This window comes from Cryobacterium sp. MP_3.1 (assembly GCF_035984795.1).
Classification (GTDB): Bacteria; Actinomycetota; Actinomycetes; order Actinomycetales; family Microbacteriaceae; genus Cryobacterium; species Cryobacterium zongtaii.
The window spans coordinates 48,879-63,706 of record NZ_JAXCHV010000019.1 but is presented as its reverse complement, the minus strand read 5'-3'; the positions used below and the strand labels follow the sequence as shown (position 1 = coordinate 63,706).

Here is a 14,828-nt window from a genome sequence, read left to right as displayed (position 1 = left end):
GGCTCAACCGCGGCGGCAACAGGCAAGGCAACGCCGCGTTCCACCGCATCGTCCTGGTTCGTATGGTCCGGCACCCGGAGACCCGTGCATACGTTGAGAAAACCCTCGCTCGCGGCAAGACCAAACGCGGTACCATGCGCTTACTCAAGCGCTACCTCGCCCGAGAAATCTTCCCCATCCTCATCGCCGTCCAAGAACGTCATTCAGCAACCCAAATTGCCGCTTGACAATCAATAGGAGCATCGAGACCCAGTGACGTGCGTGTGTGTCGTGTCTGAATCGTGCCGCGGGCCGGCTCGCGGGTCAGTAGTCGACTCGTCGGCCGAAGCTGCGCTTGGCGCGGGGGCGTGGTGAGCAGAACGCCTCGCTGCCCAGGCGCACGAGTTCGTGCGGCTGGAGCCCGGCCGTGGCGGCGAAGGCCTCGAGGGAGGCGAAGCCGCCGCGCTTGGTGCGCTCGGCGACCGCCGCCTTGGCCAACCCGCGGTCCATCCCGGTGAGCTTCGCGAGCTTGCGCTGGTTCGCCGTGTTCACGTCGACGAGCTCGGCCGCGGGTGCGGGAGCGGCTGCGGGCGCGACGTAGTCCGACCTCGCTGTGCCACCGCCGCCCAGGAGCCGTTCCGCTTCCCTCGGCAGCGCCGGTGCGGCTCGCTGCGGCCTGCGCGTCGGTGCGCGCCGCGCCGCTCCGCCGCGGGGGTTGCCGAATATCGTGAGGCCGTTTTCGTTCCGCTCCCAGAGGAGCAGAAGCCAGCCCTGGTTGATGATCAATCCGTGCAACAAGACCACGAGGTACAGCGAGCCCTGGGCGATCTCACCCGCGGGATCCTCCGGAATCAGCACGATGATCGCGGCCACCCCGTACACACCGGCAATGATCCCCCAGGACCGTCGCCGGGCCACGATGGCCAGCAGCCCGAAGGCGAGCCATGCCAGTGCGCCGCCGCCGACCAGCAGGAGCAGCAACCACGAGCTGGCGCCGAGGCGCCAGTAGATCGACGGTCCCGTCGCGGTGGCCGTCACCGGTGCGCCGCGCGTGCGACGGGGGGCGTTCGTCATCGGTTCGTCATGCTCCCGCGCGGACGTTGAGCACCATGGTCACGGTGTCATCCGCCTCCCGGGTCTCCGAGACGAGCTCGAAGCCCGAACCAGCCGCTCGAGCGCGAATCTTCGCCGCGACGGCCTGTTGCACCATCGCGGCATATTCGGTGTCGAGCTGCTGCAGAAGTTCGGTGGCACTCACGATGGTGACGTCCCGGCCGTCCAAGCCCTCCACATGAGCCTCCCAGACCGCATCCTCGGTGAGGGTCATGGTCAGCGAGACGCCGTCGATCTCGGCGGTGACGCGCGAGCGTGACACGTCGATGGCCGTGGCGCCGAGGTTCGTCAGGGCGTCGGCGAGCAGCGTGCTGTCCTTCATCCGGGTGCGTACCCGGATCGCGGGCCGAGATCCGTCGCCGTCCGTGCCCTTCGCCGTCACGGCAGCGCCGATCGCGCCGACACCGCCGGCAGCGGCGGCCGCGGCCAGGGCGAGGGGGAGGAGGATCAGGGTGACACTCATGCGAGTCTCGCTTTCGTTGCGGGCCGGTCCTGTCGGGGACCGAGGTCATGCAGAAGTTCTTCGAGGGCCGCATCGTCGGCCCACCCGTTCACGTCGATCCGGCCGTCGGGGTGGATGCGGATTTCGAGACGGTCGAGCCCGCCCTCCAGTTCGATCCGGGCGACCTCGGCGGCGTAGGCCGGGGTGAGCGCGCGGATGCCCTGATTGGTCGACCCGAGCCAGGGGCGCCCGGCATCGGGCCGGTCACGCAGGTACGGTCCGTCGATGAGCAGGTCGGTGGCGTCGAGCAGCCGAGCGATGTCCGGCCGGGTCGCCGACCAGCCGATGAGCAGGTCGAGCGGGTAACCGGAGAAGGTCATCACGGTTAGCCCGGCAGTGCGGAAGGCCTCCGCAATCGACGCGAGGGCGGCGGCCTGATCGAAGGGTTCACCGCCGAGAAGGGTGATTCCTTCGACGCCGGCGCTGACCGCATCCGCCGCAAAACGCTCGGCGAGCTGCGCCGTGTTCTCGACCGTGCCGCCGATCTCGGCCCAGAGCTGGGGGTTGAAACAGCCGGGGCAGTGCACGCTGCAGCCCTGCACCCACAGGGCCGAGCGCAAGCCGGGGCCCTCGGCGGTCGTTGCGGCCAGGAAGCGCGACCAACGCAGGTCGGTGCCCGGCCTGGCGATCGGCTCGACAGTTCCCAGGAGCAGGGTCACCTGGCGCCGTCCCAGTTCTCTGCCGTCGTCTCCTGCTCCGTGGCAACCTGCGCGTAGGCATCCGTGAATGACGACGATGTCGTCTCGGCCTCGAGCATGTTCTCGAGCACGGTGATGTAGTCCAGGCACTCGTTGCCGAACATGCCGAGGGTTTCGGCGTGCACGGTACCGTCGGGCCGGACCTGCACGATGAGCTGTTTGTCTGTCATGGGGTGTCCTGTTCACCAACGGTTAGAAGTCAACGGTGCGTCCGCCGCGGCGGCTGGAGAGCCCCGCACCGGTGGCGTCGCCGGCGCCGACCAGCGCGTCTTCGTGGGGGTCGATGTCTTCGCTGCCGGTCGCCCGCACGGCACGGACCTCGGCCCAGGCGCGGATGGCCTGCACCTCCTCGGCCTGGGTGACGGCGAGCGGGATCATATTGGTGATCGCCTCGGTGAGATCGTGCAGGGTCGCCGGCCGGCGTCCGGCGAAGGCCTCGTAGAGCGCCACGATGACGGCCTGCTCGATCTCGGCGCCGGAGTAGTTGTCGCTGTCGTCGACGAGCTTCTCCACGTCGGATGCGCCGATGGCCGCGAGCCCGTTGCCGGCGGTGGCGTTGGAGGCGAGCTGGATGCTCCAGATGGCGCGCCGCTCGACGGCGGTGGGCAGGTCGACGAAGAAGATCTCGTCGAACCGGCCCTTGCGCATGAACTCCGGCGGCAGCGAGTCGATGTTGTTGGCTGTGGCGACGACGAACACCGGATGCTGCTTCTCCTGCATCCAGGTGAGGAAGTACCCGAACACGCGCGCAGTGGTGCCGGAGTCTCCGGTGCCCGTGGTGTTGGAGAAGCCCTTCTCGATCTCATCGACCCAGAGGATGCACGGGGCCACGGCCTCGGCGGTGGCGAGTGCGGTGCGGAGATTCTGCTCCGAGGAGCCGACGAGCCCGGAGAAGATCCGGCCGATGTCGAGCCGGAGCAGCGGCAGTCCCCACGACGCCGCCATCGCCTTCGCGGTCAGCGACTTTCCACAGCCGGGAACGCCGGTGATGAGCACCCCCTTCGGCGCCGGCAGGCCGAACTCCTCGGCCTCGGCCAGCCAGGAGCCGTCGCGCCTGGACAGCCACCGCTTGAGGTTGTTCAGACCGCCGACGGAGTCGAGGTCGAGGGCCTTGGTGACAAAGTCGAGCAGGCCGGACTTGCTGACGATCTGGCGCTTCTCGTCGAGCACGACGGTGATGTCGCTCGAGGTGAGCTGGCCGTCGTCGACCATGGCACGGGCGAACGCGTTCTCGGCCTCCGACATGGTCAGGCCGCGGGCGGCCTGCACCAGGGCCTCGAGGGTTTTTTCGTCGGCCTGCACCCTGATCCGGCCGCTGCCCGACGCGTTGTTCTCGATCATGGTGTCGAGCATCGAGCGCAGTTCGGTGGTGTTCGGCAGCGGGAACTCGAGCAGGTGGGCGAGCTTGTCCAGCTCGGGTGGGATGCACCGAACCGGAGCCGTCACGACCAGAGCGCGGGCGGCATCCGCGTGGCGCAGTTCGAGAACGGTCTCGCGCACCTTGCGGATGATGACGGGGTCGCCGGGGCGTTGCTCGGTGCCGAAGTAGGCGTGCAGGTCGCAGAACACGAAGACGGCGTTCTCGGCGATACCGACGATGTGATCGAGCGCCCGGGCGGGCGTGGTCGTGTTGTTGATGCCCTTGCCGTCGGGACCGATCAGCCCGGTGGCGCTCGTCCAGGTCCACACCTCGCGGGGGCGCCGTAGCGCCTGGGCGGCGCGGGTGACCTCGTCGAGGGCGCGCACCTCCTCGCTGGTTTCGATGTACAACAGCGGCAGGCGGGCCTTGAAGGCCTGGTCGAGCGTCTCGGCGAAACTCATGGTGTTCCTCTCGGGGTTTCGGCGGGGTCTGGGTCGGCGGGGTCTGGGTCAGCGGGGTCCGGTTCAGCGGGGTCCGGTTCGACAACTGCCGGGGCATCCGGCGCCAGCTCGTCGATGTCGACCGACCAGGCGCCCCGGCCGTCGTCGGCCTCGATGGAGATGTAAACGGCGTCGGTGGGGTTCCAGGACAGGCGTTGGTCGACGTCGCCGGACTCGATGATGGGCCGGTCTGACCGCTCCCCGATGGTCTGGACGGTCACGTAGAAGATCCCGTCGCCCTTGTGCTGGAAGCGTGCGCTGACCGCGTCGCCGCGGTAGACGAGGAAGTCGTTGCCCTCGCCGCTGGCGAAGCCGTCGGTGATCTCGTCGACCTCCGCCTTCTGCAGGGTGAGCTCCCACGGGTCGTCGGTACGCACCCACAGTTCGAGGTCGCCGTCGGGCGGGAGGACGAGCACTTCATCGTCGGGGTCGTAGAAGTACCCGATGTTCTCCGGGTAGCCGCGGTCATCGGCGGGCTGGCTGAGATCCTCGAGACTCGTGGCGTAGAGGTCGAGATAGTCGCCGGCGACGAGCCGCACGATGTAGGGGCCTTGATCGTGGTCCTCGAGGGGAATGCGGATCAGGCCGCTGCCCTCGCCCGAATAGGTGGTGCCGTCTGGCTCGAAAACCGGCGGATCCTCGACGTCCCACGGGTTCTCCCCGTCGCCGAGGATCGCGAAGCCCTCGTCGCCGATCCCGACGTCGGCATAGGTGTTGAGTGCGCCGATGAAGAGAACCACGGCGCCCCAGACCCAGACCCACACCGAGAAGGTGCGGATGCGTCGCCGAGCCGTGCTCGACACCGAGACGTTCCCCATACTCACGATGCGTCTCCTCCCCCCGGTGCGCGCGGCGCAGTGTTCACAGACTACTGGGGGCACAGCCGAGACGAGCGGGCGGAACGGTTGTACAGTCGCGTCATGACGACCCCCCGCCACGGCAGCGAGACCGGCGAGCGGACCCCGTGGCTGCCGCCGCGCTGGTTCGTCGTGCTGGCCTGGAAAGTGCACAGGGCCCTGTTCCGCCTGACCGGTGGACGACGTGGACTGTGGCGTGCGCGGCCCGAGCGGTGGGGTGCGCTGCGGCTGACCACGACAGGGCGCCGCAGCGGCCAGGAACGGTCCGTGATCGTGGGCTATCTGGAGGACGGCCCGAACCTGGTGACCCTGGCGATGAACGGCTGGGGCGAAGCCGAGCCCGCGTGGTGGCTGAACCTGCAGGCGCAGCCGCGCTGCGAGGTCCAGCTCGCCGATGGGACCCGCCATGTCGTCGCGCACGCCGCGACCGGAGAGGAACGTTCCCGGCTGTGGGACCGCTGGCGGACGCTGGACAAGGACCTCGACGGTTTGGCCCGCCGCCGCCCGACCGAAACTGCCGTTGTGGTTCTCGAACCTGCCCCCGCCTCCCACGAACCGTGAGTCAAGCACCAGAATCCGGCGGTTCCTGGGGCACAACTCACGGTTCGCGGGCTGAGGGTTAGGCTTTTCGGATGCGTGCAACAGTTATTTACGGCGAGCGGGATGTCCGACTCGATGAAGTTCCCGACCCCGTCCTGTCCACCGGCGGTGACGCCATCGTGCGGGTGGTGGCGGCCTGCGTCTGCGGGTCAGACCTCTGGCCGTACCGCGGAGTGACCCCCACCGACGAGCCGCACCGGATCGGCCACGAGTTCGTCGGCATCGTCGACGAGATCGGTCCTGACGTCACCACCGTCAAGGTCGGCGACTTCGTCATCGCGCCGTTCTACGACTGCGACAACACCTGCGTCAACTGCCGGAACGGCGTCAGTACCTCCTGCCTCAACGGCGGCTGGTGGGGCTCGGACGACCAGCTCGGCGGCTTCGCCGACGGCGCCCAGGGCGAACGCGTGCGGGTTCCGCACGCCGACGGTTCGCTCGTCGCCACCCCCGTGCAGCCCTCGGATGACCAGGTGCCCGGCCTGCTGACCCTCGCCGACGTGATGGGCACCGGCCACCACGCCGCCGTCTCGGCCGGCGTCACCGTCGGCAGCACCGTTGTCGTGGTCGGCGACGGGGCCGTGGGCCTCTGCGCGATCATCGCCGCCAAGCGCCTCGGCGCGTCCCGCATCGTGGCCATGTCCCGTCACGCCGACCGGCAGGCCGTCGCCCGCGAATTCGGTGCCACCGACATCGTCGAGGAGCGGGGCGACGCGGGTGTCGAGAGCATCCTGGAGATGTTCGACGGTGTCGGCGCCGACTGCGTGCTCGAGTGCGTCGGCACCGAGGAATCGATGGACCAGGCGATCCGCTCGACCCGGCCCGGCGGCATGGTCGGCTATGTCGGCGTGCCCAACGGCGGCGCCGAGCTGCCGATCAAGGCCCTCTTCGGCCGCAACGTTGGCGTGAACGGCGGCGTCGCATCCGTGCGCGGATACGTGGAAGAGCTGCTGCCCGAGGTGCTCAGCGGAGCGATCAACCCCGGCCGGGTCTTCGACCTGCAATTGCCGCTGTCCGAAGTGGCGCTGGCTTACGCCGCCATGGACGAGCGCCGCGCCATCAAAGTGCTGCTGCGCCCGTAGCCCGCACCCCCACAGAGAACGCCCCCTCGCTCGATGCGAGGGGGCGTTCGTGTGCGCACGACGTGCCACCTCCGGCCCCGTGGCGGCCCGGTAGACGGCCTCAACTGGCACGTCGACCCTACCCAGTGCGGCGAGATGGCAGTTGGCGCCCCTTCGGAGGCGCTGAGGGGGCTCCAAGTGGCAACTCGGCGGATGAGCGCCGACGGACGGCGGCTGCTTAGTCGTTGACCAGCAGGATCTCGGTCAGCGGCTTGCGGGTGCGCGGCGCGATCTCTCGTTCGAACAGTTCGGGGCTGAGCGCCTCGGCGTCGCCGAGCACACCCAGCACTGTCACGGTGACGGCGTCCTGGTTCTCCTTGAGACGGAACGCACTGGCCAGCGTCTTGCGGTCGATACCGCCCAGCTGGTGGGTGAACAGGCCCTCGTGCTGGGCCTGGATGGTGAGGTGCGCGACGGCCTGGCCGAGGTCGTACTGCGCCCAGGGGTTGTCACCCTCGGCGATGTTGAGGATCAGCACCGACGCCTTGTCGGCCCAGGCCTGGTTGAAGCCCATCAGGTTCGCGTGGATCTTGGCGAAGCTCTCGGAACCGCGGCGGGCGACGATGAACCGGGCCGGCTGGTTGTTGTTGCCGGACGGCGCCCAGCGGGCGGCCTCGAGCACCGTCGTGAGGGTGTCTTCGTCTATGACCGCGGTCGGGTCGAAGCCGCGCGGGCTCCAGCGCTCGGCCATCGCGGGAAGGATCGGTGCCGTCGTGTCGGCGGCGCGGCTGTGGGTCTCGGTGATGAGGGTCATGATGCCCGGCTTTCTCTGGTGCGTGTCTGTCGATTGGTGCGGGGCATCATCGTCCCAATCTGGTCAACGCGGTGCGGGCGCGGTTATTCCATGCGCCCGCATATTTGACCGGATGCCGTCGGTCAGGCGGTGTGCTCCGCCGCTTCGAGGTTGTCGCGCACCTTGCGGCGCAGCACCTTGCCGATCAGCGACCGGGGCAGGTCGTCGACCTCGACGATACGGCGGGGCACCTTGTACGCGGAGATGCGGGTGCGGCAGTACTCCCGCAGGCCGGCCACGTCGAGGGTGGCGCCGGCGATGAGCACCACGGCGGCCACGACATCCTCGCCGCCGTGCTCGCTCTTGAGGCCGACCACAGCGGCGTCGGCGATGTCGGGGTGCGAGAGCAGGGCGGCCTCCACCTCGGAGGGCGACACGTTGAAGCCGCCGGTGATGATCAGTTCCTTGATACGGTCCACGATGGTGACGAAGCCGTCCGACGACACCGTGACGATGTCACCGGTGCGCAGCCAGCCATCCGCCAGCAGGGTCTGGGCGGTTTCGGTGGGGCGGTCCCAGTAGCCGGAGAACACCTGCGGGCCACGGATGAGCAGCTCGCCTTCTTCGTCGAAGCCGCGGTCGATCGCCGGGTTCGCGGGGTCGACGACCCGGATCTCGGTGCTCGGGAACGGGACGCCCACGGTGCCATTGCGCCGGCTCTCTCCCATCGGGTTGCCCACCGCGATCGGCGAGCACTCCGTCATGCCGTACCCCTCGACGAGTACGCCGCCGGTGGCTTCCTCCCACAGTTGGACGGTGGACTGGGGCAGGCTCATCGCCCCGGAAATGGCGTACTTGGTGCCGCGAAGACTGACCTTCTGCGCGTTGGCGGCCGTCACGAGCTTCTCGTAAATCGGGGGCACCGCGGGCAGGAAGGTGGGAGGGGTGCGTTTGACCGCGTTGAGCACCAGGCCGACGTCGAACTTGGGGAACAGCACCAGCCGGGCGCCGATCGACATCGCGACGGTGAGGCAGAGGGTGAGGCCGTAGGCGTGGAACATCGGCAGGACGCCATAGAAGACCTCGTTGCCGCGCTCGAGCCCGGGCACCCAGGCTTCGCTCTGCTGGGCGTTGGCCTGCAGGTTGAAGTGGGTGAGGATGGCGCCCTTGGGCGAGCCGGTGGTGCCGCTGGTGTACTGCAGCACGGCGGTGTCGCCGAGCAGCGGGCGCGGATGGGCGGTGCGCAGCCGGCGGGAACCCACCAGGGCGCTCCACTCGATGGCGTCCTTGAGCGGCTGGGCCACGGTGAGGGCGGCGCGGGCGGTGCGGGACTTGGGGATCGGCAGGCGCAGGGCCAGCCGGGTGGTCAGCGGCATCGACTTGGTGACGTCGACGGCCACGACGGTGTGCAGACCCATGTCGCGGGGGAAGCCGCGCACCGTGGTGTACACCTTGTCCCAGACGATGGCGACGCTGGCGCCGTGGTCCTCGAACTGGTGGCGTAGCTCACGTTCGGTGTAGAGCGGGTTGTGCTCCACCACGATCGCACCGAGCCGCAGCACGGCGTAGAACGCGACGATGTGCTGCGGGCAGTTCGGCAGCACCAGGGCCACCCTGTCGCCGGGCTTGACGCCGAGCCGGCGCAGGCCGTTGGCCACCCGGGAGATCTCGTCGCCCAGTTGCCCGTAAGTCATGGTGCCGCCGAAGAAGTCCAGCGCCACCTTGTCGGCGAACCGGCGGGTGGAGCCCTCGATCATGTCGATGAGGGTCTCGGTGGGATCCGTGATCGTGTTGGGCACGCCCGCGGCATAGGAGCTCAACCAGGGCTTGTTCGTGAAGACGTTCATGCGCTGATCAGTTCCTTCTTCAGGGCGGCGACAAAATCGTCGACGTCGTCGGGGGTGGTGTCGAAGCCGCACATCCAGCGCACCTCGCCGGTGGCCGGGTTCCAGTCGTAGAACCTGTAGAACTCGCGCACCTTGTCGGCAACGCCGGCGGGCAGCACGGCGAAGATCGCGTTGGCCTGGGTGGGCTGGCTGAACGAGAGTCCGGTCACCGAGCCATCCGCCAGGCCCTCTTCGAGCGCGCCGCGCAGGCGTGCGGCCATGGCGTTGGCGTGGTCGGCGTTCCGCAGCCACAGATCGCCGTCGAGCAGGGCGATCAGCTGGGCCGAGATGAAGCGCATCTTCGAGGACAGCTGCATGTTGAGCTTCCGCAGGTACTTGAGCCCGGTGGATGAGGTGGGGTTGAGCACCACGATGCACTCGCCGAGCATCATGCCGTTCTTGGTGCCGCCGAAGCTGAGCACGTCGACACCGGCGTCGCTGGTGAACTCCCGGAACGGCACCCCGAGGGCGGCCGCGGCGTTGGAGATGCGGGCGCCGTCCATGTGCAGCAGCATGCCATTGGCGTGCGCGTGGTCGGCGATGGCGCGCACCTCGGCGGGCGTGTACAGGGTGCCGAGCTCGGTGGTCTGGGTGATCGACACCACGAGCGGCTGGGCGCGGTGCTCGTCGCCCCAGCCCCAGGCCTCCTGGTCGATCAGGGCGGGAGTGAGCTTGCCGTCCGGCGTCTCGATCGGCAGCAGCTTGAGGCCGCCGACCCGCTCGGGGGCGCCGCCCTCGTCGGTGTTGATGTGCGCGGTGCTCGCGCAGATCACCGCTCCCCAGCGCGGCAACATGGACTGCAGCCCGGTGACGTTGGCGCCGGTGCCGTTGAACACCGGGAACGCCTCGACGCCGTCACCGAAGTGCCGCGCGAAAACGCGCTGCAGTTCGGCCGTGTAGACGTCGTCGCCGTAGGCGATCTGATGGGCGCCGTTGGCCCGCACGATGGCGTCGAGAATCTCCGGGTGGATGCCCGAATAGTTGTCGGACGCGAAACCGCGGGAGAGCAGGTCATGGAGGGAGGTCACCCCTCCATCTTGGCGTAAACCTGGGTGGCGAATCTGTGCGTCTGCCCCGGGGTGTCGCACGGATTGTGTGCCTGCACAGCGTGTCAACACCCCGGGTCAGGCCCGGATTCGCGCTTTCGCGCCGATCAGCCGCGCAGGGCCTGCTTGATGGTGACGCGGCCGCCCATCCGCAGCAGCGAATTGCGGTAGATGCGCGAGCCCAGGATGATCACTCCGGCCGTGGTCACGGCGAGGATGATCAGCGCCAGCACCGGCTCCCACCACTCGGCCGAGCCCAGGAAGATGCGCACGGGCATCCCGACCGGTGCGGAGAAGGGGACGTAGGACATGATGGCCATCACGAGCGGGTTGTCGTTGAAGAAGATCACCAGGAAATAGGGGATCATCACGAGGTACGTCACCGGTGCGGTGGTCGAGCCCACGTCTTCCTGGCGGGACACCATCGACGCCGTCGCCGCGAACAGGGCGGCGATCATCACGAAGCCGAAGGCGAAGAACACCGCGAACCAGCCGATGGCCGGGCCCAGGTCGGCCAGCAGCACCCGTTGGCCGGTGACTGCCATGCCGATGCCCACGAGCAGGGCGATGGCCACGATCTGACCCAGCGCCATGATCGAGTTGCCCACCACCTTGCCCGCCAACAGGGCGCGCACCGGGATGGCGGACATCAGGATCTCGACGACCCGGGTCTGCTTCTCTTCGACCACGCTCTGCGCGATGGTGGAGCCGAAGGTCAGTGCCGACATGAAGAACACCAGGCCGAAGCCGAGCGCCACGATGTAGACGAGGAAGCCGCCCTGTTCGGCCGGGTCGAGCAGTTCGACGGCGGGGGCGACGCTGAGCGCATTCATGACCGCGCTCGGCGGTGAATCCAGGGCGATCACACTGACGCCGAGCAGGGAGTCGTCAGGCACCACGGCGGCTTCGACGGTGCCGTCGCGCACCAGGGCCTCCGCCTCTGCGACGCCGTCGGCGGAGACCATGGTGAGACCGTCGGCCTCGCTGACCACGGATCCGGCCGAGCCGACCACGGCCACCGAGGTGGTGGACGGGTTGGCGCTCATGATGCCGCCGGCGACGACGGAGCCGACCGCGATCAGCAGCAGGATGCCGGTGGAGATCAGGAACGCCTTGCTGCGCAGGCGCGAGACGATCTCGCGGGTGGCGACCAGCCAGACGCTGGCCCAGAAATTGGGCGCGGGGGGTGTGGTGCGGGCTGCGGCGCTCTGGCGGGGTTCTGTTCCGGTGCCAGTGCCAGTGCCAGTGCCAGTGCCAATGCCCGGTTCGGTGTCGGTGCTCATCGCACGACCTCCTTGAAGATGGTGGAGAGGGAGGGCCGGAGGTGGCCGAAGGAGTGCACGGCGCCGCGGGTGAGGGCCTCGCGGAGGACCTGCTGGCTGGCGGCGTCGGAGTCGGCTTCGAAGACGGCTTCGCCGCCGTCGAAGTCGATCACGGTGATGCCGGCCACGCCGCGGATCCAGCCGGCGTCGGCATCCGTGTGGATTTCGAACCTGGGGGTGCTGAACTGCTCGCGCAGGCGTTCGCGGGACCCGTTGGCGCGGATTTCGCCGGCGGCGATGATCACGAGGTCGTCGCAGAGCCGTTCGACGAGGTCGAGCTGGTGCGAGGAGAACAGCACGGGGGCGCCGGCCGCGGCACGCTCCTTGAGTACCGTGAGAACCACCTCAACAGCGATGGGGTCGAGGCCGGAGAACGGTTCGTCGAGGACCAGGAACTCGGGGTCGTGCACGAGCGCTGCGGCGATCTGGGCGCGCTGCTGGTTGCCCAGCGACAGGGCCTCGACGAGATCGTTGGCGCGCTCGCCGAGGCCGAGCCGCTCGAGCAGGTCGTTGGCGTTGCGCTTGGCGGCGCTGGTGCTCATGCCGTGCAGCCGGGCCAGGTAGACCAACTGTTCGGCGACCTTCATCTTGGGGTAGAGGCCGCGTTCCTCCGGCATGTAGCCGAACCGGCGCCGGTCACCGGCGGTGAGCGCGACGCCGTCGAGCAGCACGCTGCCGGAGTCCGGCGAGAGCACCCCCAGAATGATGCGCATCGACGTGGTCTTGCCGGCGCCGTTGGCGCCGACGAAGCCGGTCATGCGGCCAGCGCCCACACTGAAGCTCACATCAGTGAGCACCTGGTGGGTGCCGTAATGCTTGTTGATGTCCCTGATCTCGAGCATGTCTGCCCTTTCGTTGCGTACCGTCAACGCTAGGGATGCGGGGCCGTGGCCGCATCCGCCTGCGGGGTGAGTGCCTGCCTCCGCCCGCAGGGTGAGGCGCTCGGCCTACTCCTCGTCCCAGGGTAGTTCGGTGCCGAAGGGAATCGGGTTGAGCGGGATGATGATGACCGGACGTTGCTGGCCGTGGGCGAGGCGCACGGCCACCGATCCGGTGAAGAAGGACCGGAGGGTGTGCCGCACGGTGGGTTCGCGGGACCCGACGACGATCATCATGGCCCGCACGGTGCCGGCGAGGTGGCCGAGTGCTCTCGCGGGCTCGCCGGCGAGGGCCCGGGTCGACCAGGCGACCCCGCGGCCGGCCAGCACCCGTTCGATCTGCGCGCGCAGGCCGGGGTCGAACTCGGCGGCCGCCTGCTCAAACGAGTCCGGGTCGAAGGAGGCGCTCGTCATGCTGCCGTCGGGCAGCTCCTCGAGCATGAAGCGACTCGGGTCCACCGAGGCGCAGATCAGCTCGGCACCGAATTGGGCGGCGAATTCCGATGCGGCCAGGACCACGGCATCGGGCTGGCCCGCCGTGACACCGACGACAACGGGCGGGGGTGTGCGCACCATGGCGGCTCCTTCGCGACGCAGGACTCCGGCGCCGTTCCCCCGGTGCCGGGCTCTGCCTCGACCCTAGCCGGGATAGCCGGCTCAGAACGGCGGCGGGTCTTCGGACGCGGGCTGGGTTCGCGCGGGCGCTGGCGTGGCCGCCGAGCTGCTGGGGCCGAGTGGTCGTCCGTCGTACCCGGCGGGGTCGTGAGTGGCGGGGTCGTAGGTGGTGGGGTCGGTGTTGGTGGGCGCTGAGGTGTAGGTCTTGCCGGCGGGGGTGGTCCAGGTGAGGGCGCCGCCGGGGCCTTGGCTGGTGGTGAAGCTGGATTGGTGTTTGAGGCGGTGGCAGGCCTTGCAGAGGTGGACGAGGTTGTCGACGTCGGTGGGTCCGCCGGTGCACCAGGGTCGGGTGTGGTCGATTTCGCTGAGGGTGGCTCGCCGGTTGCAGCCGATGCCCTGGCAGGTGTGGTCGCGGGCGGCGAGGTAGCGGCGCATGTCGGCGGGCGGGTTGTAGGTGTTGCGGCCCATGCTCAGGCGACAGCCGGTTTCGGGGTGGGTGAGGATGCGGGACCAGCTGGTTGCCGTGCCCGCGATCCGGCGGGCGGTTTCTGGGTCGATGGGGCCGTAGCCGTCGAGGATGGCGGGTTCGTCGCTTCGGCCCAGCAGGGTCAGGGCCGGCACCGTGATGCTGACCGTGCCGCGGATGCCGTGGCCGAGGCCACTCGGTCCGACACCGTCCAGGAGCAGGTCGCGGTACGCGTCCGCGCGGCGCTGGTCCTTGCTGCGGCAGGGGACGGCCGCATCGATGACGGGGGAGTCGGAGCCGGGCGCCGAGGCGGCGTCAGCGTCGAGGTCGAGGTCGGTGGCGATGTGGCTGAGCCGGTCATAGATCGCCTGGGCATCTTCGGCTTTGAGGTAGGCGTTCAACCACGCCATCCCGTCGGCGTCCGGGCTGAGCACCACCCGGCGCTTGACGAAGCCGGCGTCGGCACGGTCCGGCAACGGCACCGGGTGCATCCGCTCCAGGATCCGGCCGGCGACCCGCACGAACTGGGTCGAGGTCAGTTTCTCCGCCGCGGGCAGGACCTTGGCTTCGAACGCACCCAGGATCTCTTCGGGGACGCCCTCGGTGAGGGTGAGCATCTTCACCGCATGGCCCCAGGTGATGCTGCCCTGGCTCAGCGCCTGGTGGAAGCCGGGCAGTTGGCCGGTGAGGCGGGCGGCGTCGAAGATCATCATGCCCGCCGTGGTGGCCGTCAGCCGCAACGCCCCGGCGGCCTCGGCGGCCATGCTGCGGCGGGCGAGCTCCTCGTCATCCCAGGCCGGACCGTGCGCGCCGGTATCGGGGTCGTTCCGGCCGGACTCGACAAGGTCCCCGCCCAGCCCCTCGATGATGCGCCGCTGATGGCCGAGCCGGTCCAGCTCGGTCAGCAGCCGGCTGCGCTCGGCGTAGCCGGCCGCGATGACTTTCTCGTTCTCGATCAGCGGGTCGATGACCGCGCTGATCGCCGCCGCGACAGGATCCACCGCGGGGTGCGCAGGGTCATCGGGGGTGTGATCGGGAGTGGCAGCTGAGGTGGCCATAGGGACAGTGAAGCACCCAGCACCCACACTCCCCGGCCCAGAAACCAAGCTGTGGAGAGGTCGACAACGTCCGCCCTGTGGAGGAGGGGCGAGC

At 69.1% G+C, this 14,828-nt stretch carries 15 protein-coding genes and 1 pseudogene; 3 read left to right on the top strand and 13 right to left on the bottom strand.

All coding sequences use genetic code 11. The features are described 5' to 3' along the window. Positions 1-227: pseudogene (locus RCH12_RS12690) on the top strand (IS110 family transposase); the annotation flags it as partial. Positions 228-303: 76 nt separating this feature from the next. Here RCH12_RS12690 and RCH12_RS12685 read toward each other — a convergent pair. Genes RCH12_RS12685 through RCH12_RS12660 form a run of 6 tightly spaced genes read right to left on the bottom strand, consistent with a single transcriptional unit; the run spans position 304 to position 4,976 of the window. After that, positions 304-1,053, bottom strand: a complete 750-nt coding sequence (locus tag RCH12_RS12685; RefSeq protein WP_327017079.1) for a ComEA family DNA-binding protein — start codon at positions 1,051-1,053, stop codon at positions 304-306. 7 nt (positions 1,054-1,060) lie between these two features. Then, positions 1,061-1,555, bottom strand: coding sequence for a hypothetical protein (locus RCH12_RS12680; RefSeq protein ID WP_327017078.1), 495 nt, complete (start codon positions 1,553-1,555; stop codon positions 1,061-1,063). Next, positions 1,552-2,253 (bottom strand): 4Fe-4S single cluster domain-containing protein, encoded by a 702-nt coding sequence (locus RCH12_RS12675; RefSeq protein ID WP_327017077.1) that lies wholly within the window; start codon positions 2,251-2,253, stop codon positions 1,552-1,554. The genes RCH12_RS12680 and RCH12_RS12675 overlap by 4 nt, the downstream gene beginning before the upstream one ends. Beyond that, the gene (locus RCH12_RS12670) at positions 2,250-2,462 is read right to left on the bottom strand and encodes a DUF2997 domain-containing protein (protein WP_327017076.1); all 213 of its coding nucleotides are present in this window, start codon (positions 2,460-2,462) and stop codon (positions 2,250-2,252) included. The genes RCH12_RS12675 and RCH12_RS12670 overlap by 4 nt, the downstream gene beginning before the upstream one ends. A gap of 22 nt (positions 2,463-2,484) precedes the next feature. Further along, positions 2,485-4,113, bottom strand: a complete 1,629-nt coding sequence (locus tag RCH12_RS12665; RefSeq protein WP_327017075.1) for an AAA family ATPase — start codon at positions 4,111-4,113, stop codon at positions 2,485-2,487. After that, positions 4,110-4,976, bottom strand: a complete 867-nt coding sequence (locus RCH12_RS12660; protein ID WP_327017074.1) for a hypothetical protein — start codon at positions 4,974-4,976, stop codon at positions 4,110-4,112. The genes RCH12_RS12665 and RCH12_RS12660 overlap by 4 nt, the downstream gene beginning before the upstream one ends. 96 nt (positions 4,977-5,072) lie before the next feature. On the opposite strand from RCH12_RS12660, the gene RCH12_RS12655 reads away from it, so the two are divergent. Both RCH12_RS12655 and RCH12_RS12650 read left to right on the top strand, forming a co-directional pair. Then, positions 5,073-5,570 carry a nitroreductase/quinone reductase family protein gene (locus tag RCH12_RS12655; RefSeq protein ID WP_327017073.1) on the top strand — a complete coding sequence of 166 codons (498 nt, stop codon included), beginning with the start codon at positions 5,073-5,075 and terminating at the stop codon, positions 5,568-5,570. Positions 5,571-5,641: 71 nt separating this feature from the next. Further along, positions 5,642-6,691: a zinc-dependent alcohol dehydrogenase family protein gene (locus RCH12_RS12650; RefSeq protein ID WP_103430767.1), complete on the top strand. Its 1,050-nt coding sequence runs from the start codon at positions 5,642-5,644 to the stop codon at positions 6,689-6,691. Positions 6,692-6,908: 217 nt separating this feature from the next. On the opposite strand, the gene RCH12_RS12645 is transcribed toward RCH12_RS12650, so the two are convergent. The 7 genes from RCH12_RS12645 to RCH12_RS12615 form a co-directional block, all read right to left on the bottom strand. Next, complete coding sequence (locus RCH12_RS12645; protein ID WP_327017072.1) at positions 6,909-7,484, bottom strand: nitroreductase family protein; 576 nt, start codon at positions 7,482-7,484, stop codon at positions 6,909-6,911. Positions 7,485-7,606: 122 nt separating this feature from the next. Continuing rightward, positions 7,607-9,310 carry a long-chain-fatty-acid--CoA ligase gene (locus RCH12_RS12640; RefSeq protein ID WP_103430765.1) on the bottom strand — a complete coding sequence of 568 codons (1,704 nt, stop codon included), beginning with the start codon at positions 9,308-9,310 and terminating at the stop codon, positions 7,607-7,609. After that, positions 9,307-10,377: a threonine aldolase family protein gene (locus tag RCH12_RS12635; RefSeq protein ID WP_103430764.1), complete on the bottom strand. Its 1,071-nt coding sequence runs from the start codon at positions 10,375-10,377 to the stop codon at positions 9,307-9,309. Before RCH12_RS12635 ends, RCH12_RS12640 begins: the two co-directional genes overlap by 4 nt. 125 nt (positions 10,378-10,502) lie before the next feature. After that, a complete protein-coding gene (locus RCH12_RS12630) occupies positions 10,503-11,678 on the bottom strand; it encodes an ABC transporter permease (protein WP_327017071.1) in 1,176 nt (391 codons plus the stop codon). Beyond that, positions 11,675-12,559 carry an ABC transporter ATP-binding protein gene (locus RCH12_RS12625; RefSeq protein WP_088457559.1) on the bottom strand — a complete coding sequence of 295 codons (885 nt, stop codon included), beginning with the start codon at positions 12,557-12,559 and terminating at the stop codon, positions 11,675-11,677. Before RCH12_RS12625 ends, RCH12_RS12630 begins: the two co-directional genes overlap by 4 nt. 105 nt (positions 12,560-12,664) lie before the next feature. Then, the gene (locus tag RCH12_RS12620) at positions 12,665-13,171 is read right to left on the bottom strand and encodes a universal stress protein (protein ID WP_103430762.1); all 507 of its coding nucleotides are present in this window, start codon (positions 13,169-13,171) and stop codon (positions 12,665-12,667) included. Positions 13,172-13,252: 81 nt separating this feature from the next. Continuing rightward, the gene (locus RCH12_RS12615; RefSeq protein ID WP_327017070.1) at positions 13,253-14,734 is read right to left on the bottom strand and encodes an HNH endonuclease signature motif containing protein; all 1,482 of its coding nucleotides are present in this window, start codon (positions 14,732-14,734) and stop codon (positions 13,253-13,255) included. Positions 14,735-14,828: the final 94 nt, after the last annotated feature.

Excerpts from the sequence above, each read along its gene's own strand:
- RCH12_RS12630 (WP_327017071.1), bottom strand. The coding sequence starts at position 11,678 with ATGAGCACCGACACCGAACCGGGCATTGGCACTGGCACTGGCACTGGC.
- RCH12_RS12685 (WP_327017079.1), bottom strand. The coding sequence starts at position 1,053 with ATGACGAACGCCCCCCGTCGCACGCGCGGCGCACCGGTGACGGCCACC.
- RCH12_RS12615 (WP_327017070.1), bottom strand. The coding sequence starts at position 14,734 with ATGGCCACCTCAGCTGCCACTCCCGATCACACCCCCGATGACCCTGCG.
- RCH12_RS12670 (WP_327017076.1), bottom strand. The coding sequence starts at position 2,462 with ATGACAGACAAACAGCTCATCGTGCAGGTCCGGCCCGACGGTACCGTG.
- RCH12_RS12640 (WP_103430765.1), bottom strand. The coding sequence starts at position 9,310 with ATGAACGTCTTCACGAACAAGCCCTGGTTGAGCTCCTATGCCGCGGGC.
- RCH12_RS12655 (WP_327017073.1), top strand. The coding sequence starts at position 5,073 with ATGACGACCCCCCGCCACGGCAGCGAGACCGGCGAGCGGACCCCGTGG.
- RCH12_RS12665 (WP_327017075.1), bottom strand. The coding sequence starts at position 4,113 with ATGAGTTTCGCCGAGACGCTCGACCAGGCCTTCAAGGCCCGCCTGCCG.
- RCH12_RS12680 (WP_327017078.1), bottom strand. The coding sequence starts at position 1,555 with ATGAGTGTCACCCTGATCCTCCTCCCCCTCGCCCTGGCCGCGGCCGCC.
- RCH12_RS12650 (WP_103430767.1), top strand. The coding sequence starts at position 5,642 with ATGCGTGCAACAGTTATTTACGGCGAGCGGGATGTCCGACTCGATGAA.
- RCH12_RS12625 (WP_088457559.1), bottom strand. The coding sequence starts at position 12,559 with ATGCTCGAGATCAGGGACATCAACAAGCATTACGGCACCCACCAGGTG.
- RCH12_RS12645 (WP_327017072.1), bottom strand. The coding sequence starts at position 7,484 with ATGACCCTCATCACCGAGACCCACAGCCGCGCCGCCGACACGACGGCA.
- RCH12_RS12620 (WP_103430762.1), bottom strand. The coding sequence starts at position 13,171 with ATGGTGCGCACACCCCCGCCCGTTGTCGTCGGTGTCACGGCGGGCCAG.